The organism is Nostoc sp. PCC 9305, from assembly GCF_963920915.1.
Lineage (GTDB): Bacteria > Cyanobacteriota > Cyanobacteriia > Cyanobacteriales > Nostocaceae > Nostoc.
In genome coordinates this window covers 1-17,330 of the sequence record NZ_CAWUDN010000015.1, presented here as the reverse complement: position 1 = coordinate 17,330, position 17,330 = coordinate 1, and the positions used below count along the sequence as shown (strand labels likewise).

The following is a 17,330-nucleotide window of genomic DNA, read 5'->3' as shown; positions in this document are numbered from 1 at the left end:
AAATAAACCCCAGTTGACTGAATTGTAACAGAGGCTATTCTATATACTGATTAACTTTGCTCCAATCAAAATTACCTTTTGAATCCTTCAAAATAATTCCATCCACTAAACATATCTCCGCTATATGTTCCTTGATTTGGTTAGTGGATTTTTGAATTGAGTCTTTAAATACAGTAGTGTCTTCAGATAGTTTGTCTTTATCTCCACTAATATAAACATCATGTAATAACTCATAAGCATTACAGAGATTTTTAACCGCTTCCTTTCTCTTTTGCAGCATATTGTACCTATATATTTAATTTCTTCAAACGACCCAATATTTTTAAATAATATCTATTATACTCGCTATTTCAATTAGTTCAGTTCTTAATTCTTGAGCTTCCTGTTCAGTAGTTATAGGTCCCTCATTTATCTGTTCTACTTCTAAGATCCCTTTCCTAGTTTTGATTCTTAACTTTAGATCGTGAAAGGTAGTATCATTTTTTATTTTAGAAGGGTCTTCTATATCAAAGTTACAGCTAACTGGCTTACTTGTTTGAGCTACTGCTGGGTATACTAATGTGCTAGCCAGTATCATAGGTAAAATAATTTTAGTCAGTCTCATTTTTATCAGCAATGGGATTTTATACTTAAATTACCCCAATACCAGGCTGGTATATCAGTTGACTGAAAATTTGGGGGTTTTTCGCATATTTACTCAATGATTTATATAACTGAATAAAATCTCCTTTCAGAAGATGGCATAAAATGGCATACTCTACTGAAGGAGATTTTAGTTAATTGGCTGAAAGCATTGCTAAATAAAAGCCCGTGACGAGGATTGAACTCGTGACCTCACCCTTACCAAGGGTGTGCTCTACCACTGAGCCACACGGGCGAAATATGATTCCGATTTCTCAGCTAAAAGTTAAAATGCTGGGAGTTTTGATGCTTACCCAGACATTATAACTTATAACTTCGTAAGTGGTGGGCCGGGCTGGATTTGAACCAGCGTAGGCGCAAGCCAACGGATTTACAGTCCGTCTCCATTAACCACTCGGACACCGACCCGATTTGTCTCACGATTTAAAATCTTAGCACCATGTTTTATAATTAGCAAGTGGTTAGAAAAAATAACTTGCAGGTAGAGAACGCAACAAAACTGCGTCTCTACCATCGGTATAAAAAATACTGGTTACACGCTCATCTCCAGCATTCGTTGCATTGGTCGCAGTGCAGCCAGCCGAATATCCTCTGACATGGTAATTTCGGGAGTACGATTTTTCATTGCCCAGTAAAGCTTTTCTAAGGTGTTTAACCGCATAAACGGACATTCGTTACAAGCACAGTTATTCATCGGCGGTGCAGGAATAAAATGCTTGTCAGGAGCTAATTTTTGCATTTGGTGAATGATTCCCGGCTCCGTAGCAACGATAAATTCTTTGGTGGGGCTGGTTTGACAATACTTGAGTAAAGCGGCTGTGGAGCCAATAAAGCTGGCGTGGCGCAATACACTACTTTCACATTCTGGGTGTGCGATCGCCTCTGCTTCGGGATGGGCAATTTTTAACTGGACAATTTTCTTTTCCGAAAAGGTTTCATGGACAACACAGCTACCTTGCCATAGCACCAAATCTCGTCCTGTCTGTTCCATGACGTACCGCCCCAAATTCCGATCTGGGGCAAAAATAATCGGCTGTTCTTTCGGTATCTGCTGCACAATTTTCACAGCGTTGGAGCTAGTACAAATAATATCGCTCATTGCCTTGATATCAGCAGAACAGTTGATGTAAGACACCACCAAATGATTCGGATGTGCTGCTTTAAAAGCTGCAAATTCATCTGCTGGACAACTGTCTGCTAAAGAACAACCAGCATTCAAATCTGGTAAAAGTACTAATTTATCGGGATTAAGTATCTTTGCTGTTTCTGCCATGAAGTGAACACCAGCAAAGACAATTACATCCGCATTGGTTTTTTCGGCGGCTCTTGCCAGTTGTAATGAATCCCCAATAAAGTCTGCAATATCCTGAATATCTGGCTCTTGATAATAATGCGCCAGGATAACGGCGTTGAGTTCTTTTTTGAGACTCTGAATCGCGGCAAACAAATCTAGTGGTAGTTCACCCAGTTGGGTGTTTTCTCGTTGAGCTAGTGCAGTGGTAAACACAGTTTAGGGGTGCTTTATGTTGCAAATGTATGTCCTGTGGATTCAATTATAGTAGTTTTTACCAAAAATAGTGGACGGTTGATATTTTGGGGTTGTGTCCAAATCGGGCTGAGTTTCATATCCTGGAGATAGACGGCAAGGAAAGTGGCATGACCAGTCAGAAAACTCAATCGATAAACCTCAAAATTGCTGTAGTTGGAGATATTCACGACCAATGGGAAGTGGAAGATGGCGTTGCACTCAAGCATTTGGGTGTTGACTTAGTGCTGTTTGTCGGGGATTTTGGCAACGAGTCGGTGGAAGTGGTCAGAGCGATCGCATCTCTCGATATTCCCAAAGCAGCCGTGATGGGCAACCACGATGCCTGGTACACCGCCACCGAATGGGGACGTAAAAAGGCTCCTTATGACCGCTCTAAGGAAGACTGGGTACAGGAACAACTCGATTTATTAGGTTCGTCCCATGTTGGTTACGGTAAGTTGGATTTTCCCGCTTGGAATTTAACTGTAGTGGGGGGTCGTCCCTTTACTTGGGGTGGCCCAGAGTGGAAATTTGCGGAAATCTGTAAAGAACGTTACGGTGTGACGAGTTTGGAAGAATCCGCCGATCGCATCGTGAAAGCGATCAAAAGCGCCGCTTACGAGACAATTATATTTTTGGGTCACAATGGGCCTAGTGGGTTAGGCGATCGCCCCGAAGACCCCTGCGGCAAAGACTGGCACCCAATTGGCGGCGACTTTGGCGATCCAGATTTTGGCGAGGCGATTTCTCATGCCTTGACTGCTGGTAAAACCATTCCTCTGGTGACATTTGGTCACATGCACCGAGATTTACGCCATACCAAGAAGGTGCAGCGCAAACCCATCTTTAGAAGTCCAGAGGGAACAATTTACTTAAATGCGGCAAGTGTCCCCAGGATTGTGGAAAATGACAGCGAGAAGTTGCGTAACTTTTCCATTGTCACCCTAGAGGCGGGTGTGGTTTCGCAAGTTTCCCTAGTTTGGGTGGGGAATGACTTTCAGGTGGCTTCAGAGGAAATTTTGTATGAGCGATCGCGTATTGTGTCGTAGACATTCGCATCCAGTAGTGCAATCTGCGTAGATAATAGGGTATAGTATTATCTGTCAAGTTTAGTGCTAACCAACAAAAACGCCTGAATAGCGTCTGAAAGTAGGGTATGCATAAGTTTGACAGATTTACTGGAGAGGTGGCAGAGTGGTCGATTGCGTCCGACTTGAAATCGGATGAGGCTAAAACCTCCGGGAGTTCGAATCTCCCCCTCTCCGTTGAGGAATTAAAAATTGAAAATTAAAAATTAAAAATTGAAGAGGTTAGGTGGAGCTTTTGGTGGAGATGATGATGGCACCAAGAATTTTTGTTAGTTCTTCGGCTTCGGATTGGAGTTGACTAATTTTTGATTGAGGTACTATTTCGGCAGCAATCAGTAACCTTAACCAATACCGAGTTTCACGGGATTCTTTTAGTGCAATCATGAGCTTGCTGATAAAATCTGCTTTGCTTTGAGCAGCTTGTGCTTCTTCTACATTAGCTCCAATCGATGTTCCTGACCTTAATAACTGTTGAGCAAGTGTTCGCGCTACTCCTGGTTTGTCATCTAAAAACTGGCACAATTTAACTATGCGAACTGAAAAAGTAAAAGTGCGATCGCAAATATCTTTTTTCACAAATGATATTAAAAAAATAAATTATAAATTAATAATTAAATCTTTAATGATTTTATACTTGATATAAATAGTTTATTTAACAGGGTTTAATTTTTATTGGTAAAAACAGTGAATTTTCTATTTTATCTCTGACTTCACGGCTAACGTAACAATCACTATTTAGACAATCATTCAGTAATAGATTAGCGTTATAGTAATTCCATATTAATTCTATTTGTTCATCATTTAATTCTTCTCGATAACAAATTTTTCTATATTTTATAATCAACTCTCTCAGTTGATTCAACCATTTCTTTATAATTTTGTCTTCCCGTTCTATCCTCTTTTCTGGATTATCCTGAAAAGGAATTTGTTCTTTGAGTTTTTGAAGTAAGTTCTGAAATTCAGGTTCTAAGTTCAGATTAAGAGAAAGAGCATAGGTAAAACACTCTTGATAATCAGAGTCTGTCATTTCAAGAGCATCAGTGAGTGCATCATCAAAATCTATCTCTGGATCAATATAATCAGTAAAACCAAACGCTCTAGCAAATTCACCACAGGAATCTATAGCTGAGTAACTAAAAAAAAGAGCGTGTTCTAGGTAAAAGGCTCTTACTCCTGCTCCTTTATTGTTATATTTGACTGATAAAAATTTGTTATATACTGTATCTAAAATATACTGTAACTTATTATCAAAAGCTACAATTGAGTCAATTTTTGACTTCATCAAAACTAATAAATCATCTGCCTTCCGCATCATTCCAGCAGCAAGCAAAAATACTTCCTGCCAACGTATCTCTGTAATATGCTCTACCAAACTTTCCCAAGCAGAGTTAGCAACTATTTCTCTTGCAGCAAAATACTCGTGAAACGTTAAATGAGAAAAGGAATAGATACCTTTTGCTCGTTCTACTAATAACCCATGCTGTGCTTCAATAGACTTTAAAACAGCTTCACTATCGAGTTTCAATACTTCTGGATCAGTGTCAGCATTGCGTAAGTTGCGAATAAAATCAGCAATGTATGTTTCGGCAGTTTTCTGCTTAAAGAAATAGTCTTTCTGCTCAAACGTAGTTAAGCCTATTTGACTCAGTAAGTCTTCCTTACGCTGCAAAGACAGGTTTTTATAGACCTGTTCTCTCTCAATGTTGCGTTTGGCATCCCATTTTTTCAGCAATACATCTAATCCTTCTTGATAAAGTTCAGAACGGTTTGCAGGGAAATCTCCACTATCTCCAAACACCAAACACAGCAATGTCAACAGTAAGGGACTACTAGCTAGTTCTTGAATTGGTTCATTCTCCTTAAGTTTTTGAATGAATCTTTCACTTTTAACTGGATTAGTTAATTGGAACCAATTTTGAACAAAAATGGCTATTTGCTTTTCGTCAAAATCTGCCATTTCCACTTCTGTGAAACTTTCAAATGTGTATTCTTTAGCAGCAATACGACAGGTAATTACAAACTGATTGGTGTGAAACAGGTCAGAAAATTCCCGAATTTGTCGTAAAACACGGTTGGTGTCTTCCTCTCGTACTTCATCTAGCCCATCCAGCAGTACCAATCCCTTGCCCTGTTTCAACAGTTTTTCTACTATCACACTGGCATGAGTTACCCCACAGCTTGATAATTGTTCAGCAATAAATTTCAAAATATCTGGTTTTTTGGGTGCTTCTGCAAAATCTTTTAATGTAATAAACAAGGGAACTCTATTTGCTTGATATCTCCCTTCAATACACTGCATTGCTAGATATTTTAAAAAAGTGGTTTTTCCTGCTCCTGGTTTACCTAAAACCATCAACTTACTATAACGCTGTACAACCTCTAATCCTGAGACTCGTTTCTGTTTTACTCTGCTAAGTCCAAGTCGCTCAAAGTTATCATGGTCACAGCTTTGCATTAGTTCCGCAACTTTTAGCCGTCTTCGTCCTGTTATTGCCTCCAGAATATTGACATTTGTGTAAATACCTTGTTTTCCTGTTAGCTCAATTGGCTTAGGCATATCTAATACCCTCATGGTTCCGCACTTTTCTTTGATGTAGGGTTTGATTTGGTTGCGGATTTCTTGCACTAAAGTATCAATAGAATCATCTACGTCATCTGTAGTTAAGTCGCCAGAGGGTTTTTGCTGTGAGTATCTTTTGCTCAGATACTCCCGTAAGCGGCTTTCTTTAACAGGGCCATTACCAGTAATGCAAAATTTTTTGTAAATACCTGTGAGGCAAGTGCTGACGTTACTTTCAGAAATGTTTAATTCTTGAGCTACGTTGACTCGATTCTTACTATTACCGAATATTTCCAGAAAGACTTCTTTCTCTCGGTGCGACAATTCACTGTATTGCTCCAGTTGCTTAAGAAAGTCTTCTGGTATAGACATTGACCACTCCCACTATTACTTATAAGCCAGTGTAGCCAAAGTTTTTATCAAAATGTGGAGTTAAATCAGTGTAAGTCAGGCTAAGTCAAGGTAAGTCAGATAAATAACTACAAAAGAAAATTGCGACATTGAACTCAGTCAAGCTACTGAGGCAATCGCAATGCTAGAAACACTAATCCCTCTGGTTATAAATAAGTCTGTTGAAGTTGTTCTTGGAATACTGCTGGAAAAGTTTTGTAAATGGCTACTGAGTGATGCAAATATCAAAAATGCTAACAACTTTCTGAAAATGCAAATTCTTGTACTTTATCTTGATTGGGTTTTACGAAAAACATCACTAAAATCTCTGTCAGAGGAATCAGAAGAGAAGGATCAAGAAACAGGTGGGTAGTAGAGATAATGAAGCGATCGCACCCACAAACCAAAGGCGATCGCTCCCTAACCTCTCCCCCTACTGCTATCGTGCTACCATTACCAATAAATTCTTTTGGGAGGTCAATCAATGGCTACCATTCATGCGCTCAATATACCTGATGAGTTATACGAACAACTACAACACTTAGCTAAAGCTGAAAATAATTCAATTGATGCTCAAGTTATTACAATCTTGCAGAACGCTTTGCAGGCAAAAACACAGCCAACGGAAGAGGAAAGGCGAAAAAATGTCCCAAAACTCCTAGAGGAAATTAGTCGCCGTCGCCGCCGCTTGAATCCAGCAGACTTTGGATTACCTGATAGTACTGAACTAATTCGAGAAGACCGCGATAGATGAGCAATCCTCTTAGATGCGTGGTAGATACCAGTGTGTGCATCAAGTATTTTATTGCTGACCCACTAACTGCCAAAGTTAATCAACTCTTCGGTCATCTCGCCAATCCACAGACAGAAATTTTTGTTCCAGACCTTTTTTACATTGAGTGTGCTAACACGTTCTGGAAGTATGTCCGTGCAAGGATGTACACTGCTGCTGAGGTTCAGACAGATTTAGCTACTCTGAAAGCCTTTCCGTTGCGTGTTGTTTCAACAGCTGATTTGATGGCGGATGCAGTTACTATAAGCTTGAGTTATGGAACTTCTGCCTACGATGCTTCTTATGTCGCGCTTTCACAGCAGGTAGGTGCTACTTTGCTAACTCTAGACGGCAAGCTGGTAAAGGCTTTAGGCACTTCGTCTTACAATATTTCCTCGTTTAATGACTTCGAGGTTCCGCCGTTGGAGTCAATGTAGAAGCGATCGCCTTTCCTCACCATATATTTAACCCCAAAGCATTGGATGAGGCTAAACAAATCGATACAAACTTAAAATTGGGGAAATTAGATTTTTATCACCGACTTACTTAGTTGCAATAAAATTAGTTTGTAGAGTAGGCAATAATCCTACTGTTTTTTAATATTCAATTGTCAAAAATGCCTTTTACTTATAACCGCACGGTTCGCTTTCAAGATACTGATGCTGCTGGGGTAGTCTATTTTGCTAACGTTTTGGGTATTTGCCATGAAGCTTATGAAGAATCTTTAGAGGTATCAAGTATTAATCTCAAAGATTTTTTTACTAATCCTTCTGTAGCTTTCCCTATTGTTCATGCTAGTGTCGATTTTTTGCGCCCTATGTTTGGTGGGGACAAGTTACTGATTAGCTTAATTCCCCAAAAAATAGGTGTTGAGAAATTTGAAATTACTTATGAAATTACTGTGGGTGATGTGGTAGTTGCTAAGGCTATTACTCGTCATGTTTGTATTGATGCAAGTAGTAGAAGTAAGCAGGAATTAACTGATGAGATCGTTCAGTGGTTGGAGACGAACCGCAGAGACGCAGAGGACGCAGAGAGAAGAAGGTCGAGAGAGATTATGTGATAGGCTTTTGGAGGAATTCTGTGGCTATTTGTTGTAACTTTTGGCGGTTAATTTTACCTTGGGAGTTGCGGGGTAAGTTTTGCTGGGGAATCCAATATTTTGGGATTTTAAATTTGCTGAGTTTGTCTTTGAGTAGAGTTTGGATTTTTAAGGCAGAGGTATCTGATTTTTTGGGAATGTAAATTGCTGTTAAGGCTTGTCCCCACTGTTTATCTGGAATGCCAATGACACAGATATCGGCAACCATTTGAGTTGATTGTATTGCGGATTCAATCTCTGCTGGGTAAATATTTTCTCCACCTGTAATAATTTTGTCGCTGTTACGTCCGACTATATTTAAATGACCTTGTTCGTCTAAAAAACCTAAATCATCTACTTGGAAATCAATTTGGTTTTCTCTACTTTTAGGATAGTAACCAAGGGCTAAAGATTGAGCATGAATGGTGACATTTCCGATTTGATTAGAATTTAAAATCTCGCCTTGCTGATTGCGAATAGTTACTTTGGCATGGGGAAGAATTTGACCACTGCTAATTTTACCTCTCAGAAAATCATCTGGTTTAAGGGTAGCAATTTGAGAGGCGGTTTCTGTCATGCCATAGGTAGGTGCTAATCGAATACGATGAAATCTGGCTTTTTCTAATAGTTCATTCCATGCTGGCGCACCTCCTAAAAGCACAGTATTAAATTGGGATAGCCATTCAGTTAATTCTGGATTTTGCAGGAGGCGTTGTAACTGTGTTGGTACTAAAGATGTGAAAAACTCTGATTGTTTAATATTTAATATTTGACCGATTTCTACGGCTTTAAATGGTTGAATAGCTAGTTTACCTGCGGTGGTGAAAGAACGCATAAATTGCATTAAACCGCTAACGTGATGTAGCGGTAACACACAAAATGAATTGACTTGTTTGATTTGAAAGTATTCTGTAAATCCTTGTACCGATGAGATGAGAGTTTCCCAAGTGTGAATGGCAAATTTAATTTCTCCTGATGAACCACCTGTAGGAATCATGATGCTGTTGGGAATTGGGCATTGGATATTATTATTCCCATTTCCCATGCCCCATGCCCCATGCCCCATTCCCAAAATAATATCTGGTTTTACTAAATCAAAGACTTGTTGCCATTCTTGTGTCCCCCAGTCGGGGTTACAAAGAAAAACTGGACAATTAGCTGCACAAGCGGCAATAAAGCTTGCTAAAAATCGTACTGGTTCGCGTTCAGCTAAAATGATTTTTGGTGGCGTTCCACAGGCTGATAATTGTGTTAGTTCTAAGTATAATTCTTGAGATATTTGATTAAATTGATGGCTGTTGTAACCAATAAGCCAATCATCCTGAGTTAGGTTATTAAGACAGTCTAAAGGCTGTTGCATAAACTTTGAAGCCAGGTTTCTTCTTGTTCAAAAAAATGGTCAATACCAAAACCAACTGCTCTGTTGTTTCGGGATAATTCGGCTGCTAGTTGGAGTGCTGCAAGTCTAGCGATCGCAGTCTCAAATACTGATGAAAATACAGTATCAATTTGATGCTGGTGGCAAAACTTTCTCAGACGAGATGGCGATCCAACGATCCCAGGCTTGATCACAAAAATCCCTCGCCAACCTTGTTGATGACAAGCGGCGAGTTGTCCAAGTGTGGCGACAGATTCATCTAAAGCGATCGCAGTTTCATAACTCGTACTCAATTCCAACATCCCCTGAAATTTCTCAACGGGTAGTGGTTGTTCGATAAATTCAATTTCTAGGGGTAATTCTGCATTTGCCTTGAGATTGTCGCAAGTCAACAGCCATAAGTTAGCCTCTTCATAGCTGAGTCCACCGTTGGCGTCTAATCGCAGTTTGGTAAAGGCTGGTAAGGTGTGTATCAATGACTCAAAAATTTTTAGTTCATCAGCGATCGCATCCACACCAATTTTCCACTTGAACGTGCGATATCCCTGCTGCCATAAAGTTTCCCATTGATTTAAAGCCGCTTCACCAGATGGTAATAAGGCACTGTAGAAGAGTGAGGAGTTAGGAGTTATAAAATTATCTCCCCCACTTCCCATCTCCCACGCTGACTCAAAGCCAAATTGACAAGCAGGTAACTCATCTGGGATGGAGAAAATTATCTCGTCTGTGATTTCTCCTGGGAGTTGACGACAAAAATTTAAGGCTTGTTCTAGGGTTTCGGAACCGAACCAACTAATAGGGGCGATTTCTCCCCAGCCGACTTTGAGAGTTTCATCGGTGAGACGCAGGATAATACCTTCACGAATATCCCACTTACCGTGATTGGTGGTAAGCGATCGCAAAAATCTTCGCTGATAGGGACGAAATTTAAATTGATAACGCATCAATTAGTAATTGCTAAAGCATAAATCCCAAGCCGAACAACGAGCAAGCCCAGAAATGCACAGCTACGGCGATGAATTTACAGTTACTAACTTTGTCCGGCTGGTTGTGATTTTCTTGAACGTGGCGGCATAATTTGACAGCAAAGGGTAAACTCACCCAACTTAGCAATGTCCAAGCTGGAAAAATCCCCAATAGCACAAATAGCAAGGTGAGGGGATAAATGCTAGCAGTGAACCAAACTAAGAGTTGGGCCCCTTTTTGGGTTCCGAGACGGACGATAGGCGATCGCTTACCTGCGGCGATGTCATCCTTAACTTGGTGAAAGTGTGAGCAAAACAAAATTAAGGTTGTGGCAATCCCGACAATTACTGAAGCTGCTAAACTTGTCATTGACCAAGTTTGGGTTTGGCTGTAGTAAGCTGCCTCCACTGCTAAAGGGCCAAAGGCAAAAAAGCAAATAATCTCGCCTAAACCCTGATATCCTAAGCGAAAGGGAGGGCCTTGGTACGTATAGCCTAAACCGCAGCAAAGTAGTATTATACCGATAACAGTTAGGTCATGTTGCCAAAAGGCGATCGCTAGTATGCCCAGCAACCCCAAACCTAAACACAAATTTCCTATCCAAAATATCAATGGCTTATTGCCTGTTAAGTTCACCAGAGAATGATGCTTATTTTGGTCAATACCTGTTTCGGAATCAAACACGTCATTACTGATATTTTCCCAGGCAAGAATTAAGATTGCCGCAGCTACAAAAGTAGAAAATACTACACCATTGAAAATTTTAGTTTCGGCAAATGCCACTGCTGTTCCTACCCAAATGGGCATAATGGCAACGCTGTACATTGGCGGTTTAATCGCTGCCATCCATAACTTAGTGTTGGGATATAAAATTTGCTTGGTAGTCATCAGCTGTGATTAATTAAATTACCAGAATATTTACTCGCACTTTAGATTTTATGATTTAAAGAGACGATTAGATATGGGTGATATATAAACAACTGTCACTTTTACTATGGCTTCTTAACCTTGTGTTGTTAACACTCACCTTCACGTTGCAGTCTCAGGCTGAAACTGTCTTATCATAGTCTGAGAACACCACAAATAAGGCAAACCCTACGCTGGTGAAATAGCAACTTAATATGTTACCTATAAAAATACGACCACGATTAATTACACTTTAGGAAGTTAACTTAAAAAAAATTTACTATCGTTAAATCCATGACAGTTTCACCATGTCGTAGCAACTTCTTTGTCAAGCACAAAGATTTATATCAATTTCTGGTAGCGGTGCAAGAAAAGTGCGTCAAAAATAATTGCAGACAAATTGTCAGTGTCTCCCAAGAAATTGATTTAGTTGACCCTTTACTTGTATTAGATAAACTTACACAAGCAAATGAAATAAATTTTTACTTTGAGGATAGAAGTAAAGGAGAAGCGATCGCAGCAATTGATGCTGTAGCAAAATTACAGATTGATGGCTCAGACCGTTTTAATCAAGCAGAATATTTTATCAAATCTTGTCTAAAAAATATAATTAATTTTGGTAACGCAAACCAACCTTTTTCTGGGCCTCACTTTTTTTGTTATTTCAGCTTTTTTGATAAAAATGCCCAAGTAGATTATCCATTTCCATCTGCTACCATTTTTCTTCCACGTTGGCAAGTAGCCGTAAAAAATCAGCGTTGCATATTTGTAACAAATATAATTATCAATCCAAATGTAAATATTGAAAGATGGTTGGAGAAAATCCAAAATAAAATTGAATTTATCCAAACTTTAGAAAATTACTCTACTAATATTGATTATTTTCCTACAAACTTATATAAAAAATCTGTCACCAACTCTGCCCAATTTAAACGTTCAGTAGTATCTGTTTTGGAAAAAATTCAGTCTACTCATTTAAGTAAAATTGTCCTAGCAGATATATTAGATGTAAAATCAAGTAACCACTTTAGCTTAGTTAAATCCTTAAATAATCTTAGAAAAAACCATCCTAATTGTTATATCTTTTCTATAAGTAATGGCAAAGGACAAAATTTTATTGGTGCAAGTCCAGAAAGATTAATTAGTATTAATAATCAACAGTTGATCACTGATGCTTTAGCTGGTTCTGCACCACGAGGTAAAACCCCTGCTGAAGATGCAGCTAATGCCAATCGCTTACTAAATAGTGAAAAAGAAAAGCACGAACATTCGCTAGTGCTTGATTTCATTACACAACGCCTATGCCAGTTAGGTTTATTACCGCAAATATTAGCACCACGACTGCGACAATTATCGAATATCCAGCATTTATGGACACCAATCAGTGCTATGGTTCCCGCTGACATACACCCATTAAAGATTGTCGGACAATTGCATCCTACGCCAGCCGTTGCAGGTGCAGCCCAAGATGTAGCTTGTGCCGAAATTCGTCGTTATGAAAGCTTCGAGAGGGGTTTGTATGCTGCACCTTTAGGTTGGATAGATTCTGAAGGGAACTGCGAGTTTATTGTGGGAATTCGTTCAGCATTGATTGATGGCGATCGCGCGAGATTGTATGCTGGTGCTGGTATCGTGGCTGGCTCCGATCCTGACAAAGAGTTTGCAGAGGTGCAACTTAAGCTTCAAGCATTACTGAAAGCCTTAGTTTAAAGTTAATTACTAATCTTGTATGCCAGCTAAAGATATTTACTATCTATGTGAGTTGATTTTTATCATGCTTCCGAGTTGTAGGCTTCATTCAGTTTGGTGGCTGACTCTTCTAATAAACGTTGTTCATGAGCATTTCTTGGTAACACCAGTTGGCGCTCAATACCTTGGGAGCCAATGATACATGGAAGTCCAAGAACAACTTCACTGCCAACTCCATAGTTAGAATCTGCTCTCACCGATACTGGAAATATCTGCTTTTCATCTCGCAGGATGGTATCAACTAACTGACAAACTACTATTGATATACCATAGCTAGTATTTCCTTTACGTTCAGAAATGTTATAACCTCGCTTACGGGTTAACTCTGCGTACTCTTGCTGAATTTGTTCCAGCGTTGCTCCTTGTGGTATGGGAAATTCAGCTAACAAAATTCCCCCAATAAATGCACTAGACCAAACGACAAATTCACTGTCTCCATGCTCTCCAATCACATAAACACGAACGTCTTGTTTACTAACATTCAATCGCTTACCAAGTTGATATCTCAGTCTAGCAGTATCAAGAACGGTTCCTGAACCGAAAATTAGATTTTCTGCTCTAGTGGAACAGTCGATCGCAATCCGTGTTAGTACATCCACTGGATTGCTAACGATAAGTATGATTGAATTCGGTGCAACTCGATCCAATTCTTTTATTGTTGAACGCATTATCTGTGCATTGTCGCTCAACGTATCTAATCGGCTTTGTCCTTCTTTTTGCTGCACCCCAACAGTCACGACAATAATATCAGAATCTGCTAAATCTTCATACTGATTTGATGGTGTAATTTCCATGTCTTTAAGTAGGGGAATGGTGTCTTCAATATCCCATGCTTGCCCCTCAGCTTTTGATAAAGTTCGGTCAAAAAGGACGACTGTTACACATTTACCAAGTAGCACTAAATCATTTGCTACATTTGCACCCACATTACCCGCACCAATAATACCGACCTTGGATATTTTGCTACTCATGTCAAATCTGCTTTTTTGTAACTAGCCTAATAGGTTAATGTTAACTCTAGAATTAACCCTTTCGAGTCAAGATTCTTGAAGCGATCGCTTGTCTCAAAGATTTAATATGTTGATGCAAGACAGAATTGATGAGTGTTTTGTGTTCGACACTCTGAAATTGAAACCAAGCTATCATATCTGGAATAATAGGAATTAAGTTATGTGCTTGAATTGCTGGCGATCTCAACATTATTTTCTCCAAAAACTCATCGTTGAATAATGGAATATTCAGAATAATAAATGTCGTCATCTGACCTCAATCCTAAAGCTTCCCAATTAAAAATTTTGACAACTTAGAGAAACTATTAATATAAAATATATACCGATTTATCTAGTCTATTTATAGTGAGACTCATTGATGCAATTGCCTCATCATATTCTGTATAGAAAATACAAGTAAGCCACCCAATATCAAAATAAATGTATTACTAATCAACCCCAAAATATTAAAGCCGTTATAAACATTGAACTTAGCTGCTGATGAGACTAATTTTTGTAAATTGGGAAAAAAAAATGCTAAAGATACAATTACAGCGGGAGTAACACAAACTATAATTACATCCTGGAAAACTGTAACTTTGTTTAAATTCGCTCTGAGAATGACGCAAATAGCTGCAAATGAAATTTGTACGATAAAAGGAATAAGATAACCAACAATAGACCAAGGATTGATTAATAATTCACTAACTGTTCCCCATAAATTAGTAAATATCCTGATAAAGGAGGCTAAAAATATTAAGTGAATATGCATCATTACATAGAATATAATCGTAAATTCGTAAAATATGCATAAACTTATACAAAGCAGTAATCCGATTGAAAAATCTAAAAGCAATGCTTCAGTCATGAGTTTTTTTAAATGACGATCGATGGCATGTCCTAATTAAAACTTTTGATAACTCAAATAAACTATTAACATAAAAAATACACCGATTTATCCGGTGTATTTCTAGCGTTACTAGAGCATATACTTTTGATGATATTTTACACTAAATCCTGATGAGTAAAAGCTTTAGCATTCGCCCCGGTGTAAGTAGCTACAATATGACCATCACCAGTCATTTGATATTTGTATGTCACTAATCCTTCTAAACCAACAGGGCCGCGGGGAGGCATTTGTTGCGTACTAATTCCTACTTCTGCGCCGAAACCATAGCGGAAGCCATCAGCAAATCGGGTAGAGCAATTGTGGAATATATTCGCTGAATTTACCAATCCAAAGAAAGTTTCAACAGACACTGAATCTTCAGAGATAATGGCATCGGTATGACGAGAACCATATTCGTTAATATGTGCGATCGCATCTTCTATAGAGTCTACAATCTTTATTGACAAAATATAATCGCTATATTCTGTTTCCCAGTCAGTTTCTGTTGCAGTTACAATGTTAGGCAAAATTTTCAAGGTGCGTTTATCGCCTCTTAATTCCACATGGCGTTCTTGCAAAGCCTCAGCAACTTTTGGCAAAAATTCTGTAGCAATTGATTGATGAACTAGCAAAGTTTCAATTGCATTACAAACAGCAGGATATTGTGCTTTAGCATCGACAGTAATCGGAACTGCTTTAGAAATATCGGCGGCTTTATCTATATAAAGATGACAAATCCCATCAGCGTGACCTAGTACCGGAATACGAGTATTTTCCTGCACAAATCTGACAAAGGAATTAGAACCTCTAGGAATAATTAAATCTACATATTTATCTAACTTCAAAAGTTCTAGAGTTTCTTCTCTAGTTGTGAGCAACTGCACTGCATCTGGATTAACAGCAGTTTGCGATAATCCCTGTTTAATTGCCTTAACTATCGCTTCACAAGAACGTACAGCTTCCTTTCCACATTTGAGGATTACACCATTTCCTGATTTGATTGCTAAAGAAACAATTTGAATCGCCGCTTCTGGACGGGCTTCAAAAATAATCCCCAAAACGCCTAAAGGACAAGTAATTCGCTTGAGAATTAAGCCAGTGTCAAGTTCGCGGTGAATCTGCACTTTACCAATTGGATCGGCTAGCTTACCAACATCTCGTACCCCAGCGATCGCATCTCTTAATTTATGTTCATCCAACTGCAAGCGCTTATACAGTGGTTGGGAAATTCCTTCGGCGCTAGCAGCTTTACAATCAGCAATATTTGCTTGTAAAATTTCATCTCTAGCTGATTCTAAAGCTTGAGCGATCGCCTCAATCGCCTGATTTTTTGCTTCAGTGGAGAGAATCGCTAGCTTACTTGCAGCTTGGCGGGTTTGCCCAGCGATCGCAATTAGGGGAGAAGCTATATCAAAAATAGTCATAGTACAAATCTTTACCTTTTCCTCATCTTATCAATCTCAGGTTATGTTCATCATTCGTCTTCCTCCAATCGGGTGAACCATTTGGGTAATCAGTAATTACTCTAATCGGGTGAAGTAAGACTGGGTTCAAAACATTTATTCTCTAAATATCAAACACGGACAAAAAGTACTAAGTTTACCGCAAGCAAAAATATTATAAGTATTATTACAGGTTTTATTTGAAAGTCCTAAACATGATTTATGCGTTCCCCAGGCTAGAGAGACATAGTAATGTATGTTTCTCTAGTCTTTTACTTAAGTAAATATTTTATACTGTTATTATTTAAATTTTTACGAAATTGCAGTGACGATCGCTGGATCTATTGAGTATTGATAGATCAAATACCACTCCTTTAGTAGGGAGATCCTATGTCATTGCAATCTGCATTAGATGCTTTAAACCAAAAACGTTATCAAGAAGCGGTTGAATTACTCGAACAATTCTGCCGCGATTCTGTTGAACACAATTCCTCAGATTATCTTTCAGCACAGATGTGGCTGATGAAAGCTTATCAAGCCACAGGCGAAAGCGAAAAAGCCAAGGCCTTGTGTCAAAAGTTAATCATGAGTGAAAATCCACAGGCTCGCAGTTGGGCAGAACAAGCTAGTCAATCCTTCCGCCAAACGCCACCTAAAGCTAGCCAAAAAGCTGGTCGTGCCGTTACCACTGGGATGAAATTAGCAATGGGGGGAGTGGGTGGTAGTTTGGCGTTAGCTTCTGGTGTCACCATGACCTTGCTGTTTGGCATGGTGTTGGCTTTAGGTTTGAGCATAGTATTTATTTTGGGTAACAATAATCCACTCCAAGGATTAGCGATCGCTATTGGTATTACCCTAGTTTTTAATATCGCCGCCTTTTTCATATCTCCATTCATGGTAGAGTCGATGCCCGGTATTATCCGGGGCACCTCTCTGTTAAATCTGGGCGT

At 39.0% G+C, this 17,330-nt stretch carries 20 protein-coding genes and 3 tRNA genes; 7 read left to right on the top strand and 16 right to left on the bottom strand.

Features of this window, described 5'->3' with window-relative positions; all coding sequences use genetic code 11:
- Window positions 1-34: 34 nt before the first annotated feature.
- From ACM0OX_RS08065 to ACM0OX_RS08040, 6 genes are all read right to left on the bottom strand, one after another.
- Entirely contained in the window at window positions 35-280 is a 246-nt protein-coding gene (locus tag ACM0OX_RS08065) for a hypothetical protein (RefSeq protein ID WP_414514423.1), read from the bottom strand.
- Window positions 281-322: 42 nt separating this feature from the next.
- Complete coding sequence (locus ACM0OX_RS08060) at window positions 323-604, bottom strand: hypothetical protein (protein ID WP_414514422.1); 282 nt, start codon at window positions 602-604, stop codon at window positions 323-325.
- Window positions 605-805: 201 nt separating this feature from the next.
- Window positions 806-877: transfer RNA gene (locus tag ACM0OX_RS08055), tRNA-Thr, on the bottom strand.
- An 87-nt stretch (window positions 878-964) separates the two neighbouring features.
- Window positions 965-1,050: transfer RNA gene (locus ACM0OX_RS08050), tRNA-Tyr, on the bottom strand.
- A 124-nt stretch (window positions 1,051-1,174) separates the two neighbouring features.
- Complete coding sequence (nadA, locus tag ACM0OX_RS08045) at window positions 1,175-2,149, bottom strand: quinolinate synthase NadA (protein WP_414514421.1); 975 nt, start codon at window positions 2,147-2,149, stop codon at window positions 1,175-1,177.
- A 14-nt stretch (window positions 2,150-2,163) separates the two neighbouring features.
- The gene (locus ACM0OX_RS08040; RefSeq protein WP_163937771.1) at window positions 2,164-2,319 is read right to left on the bottom strand and encodes a hypothetical protein; all 156 of its coding nucleotides are present in this window, start codon (window positions 2,317-2,319) and stop codon (window positions 2,164-2,166) included.
- Here ACM0OX_RS08040 and ACM0OX_RS08035 point away from each other — a divergent pair.
- Both ACM0OX_RS08035 and ACM0OX_RS08030 read left to right on the top strand, forming a co-directional pair.
- Complete coding sequence (locus ACM0OX_RS08035) at window positions 2,299-3,219, top strand: TIGR04168 family protein (protein WP_414514420.1); 921 nt, start codon at window positions 2,299-2,301, stop codon at window positions 3,217-3,219. The two genes, ACM0OX_RS08040 and ACM0OX_RS08035, sit on opposite strands and share 21 nt — an antisense overlap.
- 131 nt (window positions 3,220-3,350) lie before the next feature.
- Window positions 3,351-3,435, top strand: a tRNA-Ser gene (locus tag ACM0OX_RS08030).
- Between the two features lie 45 nt (window positions 3,436-3,480).
- Here ACM0OX_RS08030 and ACM0OX_RS08025 read toward each other — a convergent pair.
- The 3 genes from ACM0OX_RS08025 to ACM0OX_RS08015 form a co-directional block, all read right to left on the bottom strand.
- Window positions 3,481-3,834 (bottom strand): four helix bundle protein, encoded by a 354-nt coding sequence (locus ACM0OX_RS08025; protein WP_414514419.1) that lies wholly within the window; start codon window positions 3,832-3,834, stop codon window positions 3,481-3,483.
- A gap of 76 nt (window positions 3,835-3,910) precedes the next feature.
- Window positions 3,911-6,190, bottom strand: coding sequence for an NACHT C-terminal helical domain 2-containing protein (locus tag ACM0OX_RS08020; RefSeq protein ID WP_414514418.1), 2,280 nt, complete (start codon window positions 6,188-6,190; stop codon window positions 3,911-3,913).
- A 272-nt stretch (window positions 6,191-6,462) separates the two neighbouring features.
- Entirely contained in the window at window positions 6,463-6,693 is a 231-nt protein-coding gene (locus tag ACM0OX_RS08015) for a hypothetical protein (protein ID WP_414514417.1), read from the bottom strand.
- On the opposite strand from ACM0OX_RS08015, the gene ACM0OX_RS08010 reads away from it, so the two are divergent.
- The 3 genes from ACM0OX_RS08010 to ACM0OX_RS08000 all read left to right on the top strand — a co-directional run bounded on the left by ACM0OX_RS08010 (window position 6,693) and on the right by ACM0OX_RS08000 (window position 8,043).
- Window positions 6,693-6,962: a hypothetical protein gene (locus ACM0OX_RS08010; protein WP_181927931.1), complete on the top strand. Its 270-nt coding sequence runs from the start codon at window positions 6,693-6,695 to the stop codon at window positions 6,960-6,962. The genes ACM0OX_RS08015 and ACM0OX_RS08010 overlap by 1 nt on opposite strands.
- Entirely contained in the window at window positions 6,959-7,417 is a 459-nt protein-coding gene (locus tag ACM0OX_RS08005; RefSeq protein ID WP_414514416.1) for a type II toxin-antitoxin system VapC family toxin, read from the top strand. Before ACM0OX_RS08010 ends, ACM0OX_RS08005 begins: the two co-directional genes overlap by 4 nt.
- 179 nt (window positions 7,418-7,596) lie before the next feature.
- Entirely contained in the window at window positions 7,597-8,043 is a 447-nt protein-coding gene (locus ACM0OX_RS08000) for an acyl-CoA thioesterase (protein WP_414514415.1), read from the top strand.
- On the opposite strand, the gene ACM0OX_RS07995 is transcribed toward ACM0OX_RS08000, so the two are convergent.
- Genes ACM0OX_RS07995 through menA form a run of 3 tightly spaced genes read right to left on the bottom strand, consistent with a single transcriptional unit; the run spans window position 8,036 to window position 11,293 of the window.
- The gene (locus ACM0OX_RS07995) at window positions 8,036-9,421 is read right to left on the bottom strand and encodes a 2-succinylbenzoate--CoA ligase (RefSeq protein ID WP_414514414.1); all 1,386 of its coding nucleotides are present in this window, start codon (window positions 9,419-9,421) and stop codon (window positions 8,036-8,038) included. The genes ACM0OX_RS08000 and ACM0OX_RS07995 overlap by 8 nt on opposite strands.
- A complete protein-coding gene (locus ACM0OX_RS07990; RefSeq protein WP_414514413.1) occupies window positions 9,406-10,383 on the bottom strand; it encodes an o-succinylbenzoate synthase in 978 nt (325 codons plus the stop codon). The genes ACM0OX_RS07995 and ACM0OX_RS07990 overlap by 16 nt, the downstream gene beginning before the upstream one ends.
- Window positions 10,384-10,396: 13 nt before the next feature.
- Window positions 10,397-11,293, bottom strand: a complete 897-nt coding sequence (gene menA, locus ACM0OX_RS07985) for a 2-carboxy-1,4-naphthoquinone phytyltransferase (protein ID WP_414514412.1) — start codon at window positions 11,291-11,293, stop codon at window positions 10,397-10,399.
- A 312-nt stretch (window positions 11,294-11,605) separates the two neighbouring features.
- Between menA and ACM0OX_RS07980 the strand changes: the two genes are divergently transcribed.
- A complete protein-coding gene (locus tag ACM0OX_RS07980) occupies window positions 11,606-13,021 on the top strand; it encodes an isochorismate synthase (protein ID WP_414514411.1) in 1,416 nt (471 codons plus the stop codon).
- A 62-nt stretch (window positions 13,022-13,083) separates the two neighbouring features.
- On the opposite strand, the gene ACM0OX_RS07975 is transcribed toward ACM0OX_RS07980, so the two are convergent.
- The 4 genes from ACM0OX_RS07975 to ACM0OX_RS07960 all read right to left on the bottom strand — a co-directional run bounded on the left by ACM0OX_RS07975 (window position 13,084) and on the right by ACM0OX_RS07960 (window position 16,362).
- Window positions 13,084-14,031: an L-lactate dehydrogenase gene (locus tag ACM0OX_RS07975; protein ID WP_334836753.1), complete on the bottom strand. Its 948-nt coding sequence runs from the start codon at window positions 14,029-14,031 to the stop codon at window positions 13,084-13,086.
- Between the two features lie 52 nt (window positions 14,032-14,083).
- Window positions 14,084-14,320, bottom strand: coding sequence for a hypothetical protein (locus ACM0OX_RS07970; protein ID WP_414514410.1), 237 nt, complete (start codon window positions 14,318-14,320; stop codon window positions 14,084-14,086).
- A gap of 102 nt (window positions 14,321-14,422) precedes the next feature.
- Window positions 14,423-14,917, bottom strand: coding sequence for a hypothetical protein (locus ACM0OX_RS07965; RefSeq protein ID WP_414514409.1), 495 nt, complete (start codon window positions 14,915-14,917; stop codon window positions 14,423-14,425).
- Between the two features lie 137 nt (window positions 14,918-15,054).
- Window positions 15,055-16,362, bottom strand: a complete 1,308-nt coding sequence (locus ACM0OX_RS07960; RefSeq protein WP_414514408.1) for a glutamate-5-semialdehyde dehydrogenase — start codon at window positions 16,360-16,362, stop codon at window positions 15,055-15,057.
- A 408-nt stretch (window positions 16,363-16,770) separates the two neighbouring features.
- On the opposite strand from ACM0OX_RS07960, the gene ACM0OX_RS07955 reads away from it, so the two are divergent.
- Window positions 16,771-17,330, top strand: a 560-nt coding sequence (locus ACM0OX_RS07955; RefSeq protein WP_414514407.1) for a tetratricopeptide repeat protein, incomplete at its 3' end; no start/stop codon positions are given.

Bases quoted from the DNA above. Each gene is read 5' to 3' on its own strand.
- ACM0OX_RS08065 (WP_414514423.1), bottom strand. From the start codon at position 280: ATGCTGCAAAAGAGAAAGGAAGCGGTTAAAAATCTCTGTAATGCTTAT.
- ACM0OX_RS08060 (WP_414514422.1), bottom strand. From the start codon at position 604: ATGAGACTGACTAAAATTATTTTACCTATGATACTGGCTAGCACATTA.
- ACM0OX_RS08035 (WP_414514420.1), top strand. From the start codon at position 2,299: ATGACCAGTCAGAAAACTCAATCGATAAACCTCAAAATTGCTGTAGTT.
- ACM0OX_RS08020 (WP_414514418.1), bottom strand. From the start codon at position 6,190: ATGTCTATACCAGAAGACTTTCTTAAGCAACTGGAGCAATACAGTGAA.
- ACM0OX_RS08010 (WP_181927931.1), top strand. From the start codon at position 6,693: ATGGCTACCATTCATGCGCTCAATATACCTGATGAGTTATACGAACAA.
- ACM0OX_RS08005 (WP_414514416.1), top strand. From the start codon at position 6,959: ATGAGCAATCCTCTTAGATGCGTGGTAGATACCAGTGTGTGCATCAAG.
- ACM0OX_RS08000 (WP_414514415.1), top strand. From the start codon at position 7,597: ATGCCTTTTACTTATAACCGCACGGTTCGCTTTCAAGATACTGATGCT.
- ACM0OX_RS07995 (WP_414514414.1), bottom strand. From the start codon at position 9,421: ATGCAACAGCCTTTAGACTGTCTTAATAACCTAACTCAGGATGATTGG.
- ACM0OX_RS07990 (WP_414514413.1), bottom strand. From the start codon at position 10,383: ATGCGTTATCAATTTAAATTTCGTCCCTATCAGCGAAGATTTTTGCGA.
- menA (WP_414514412.1), bottom strand. From the start codon at position 11,293: ATGACTACCAAGCAAATTTTATATCCCAACACTAAGTTATGGATGGCA.
- ACM0OX_RS07980 (WP_414514411.1), top strand. From the start codon at position 11,606: ATGACAGTTTCACCATGTCGTAGCAACTTCTTTGTCAAGCACAAAGAT.
- ACM0OX_RS07975 (WP_334836753.1), bottom strand. From the start codon at position 14,031: ATGAGTAGCAAAATATCCAAGGTCGGTATTATTGGTGCGGGTAATGTG.
- ACM0OX_RS07970 (WP_414514410.1), bottom strand. From the start codon at position 14,320: ATGACGACATTTATTATTCTGAATATTCCATTATTCAACGATGAGTTT.
- ACM0OX_RS07965 (WP_414514409.1), bottom strand. From the start codon at position 14,917: ATGACTGAAGCATTGCTTTTAGATTTTTCAATCGGATTACTGCTTTGT.
- ACM0OX_RS07960 (WP_414514408.1), bottom strand. From the start codon at position 16,362: ATGACTATTTTTGATATAGCTTCTCCCCTAATTGCGATCGCTGGGCAA.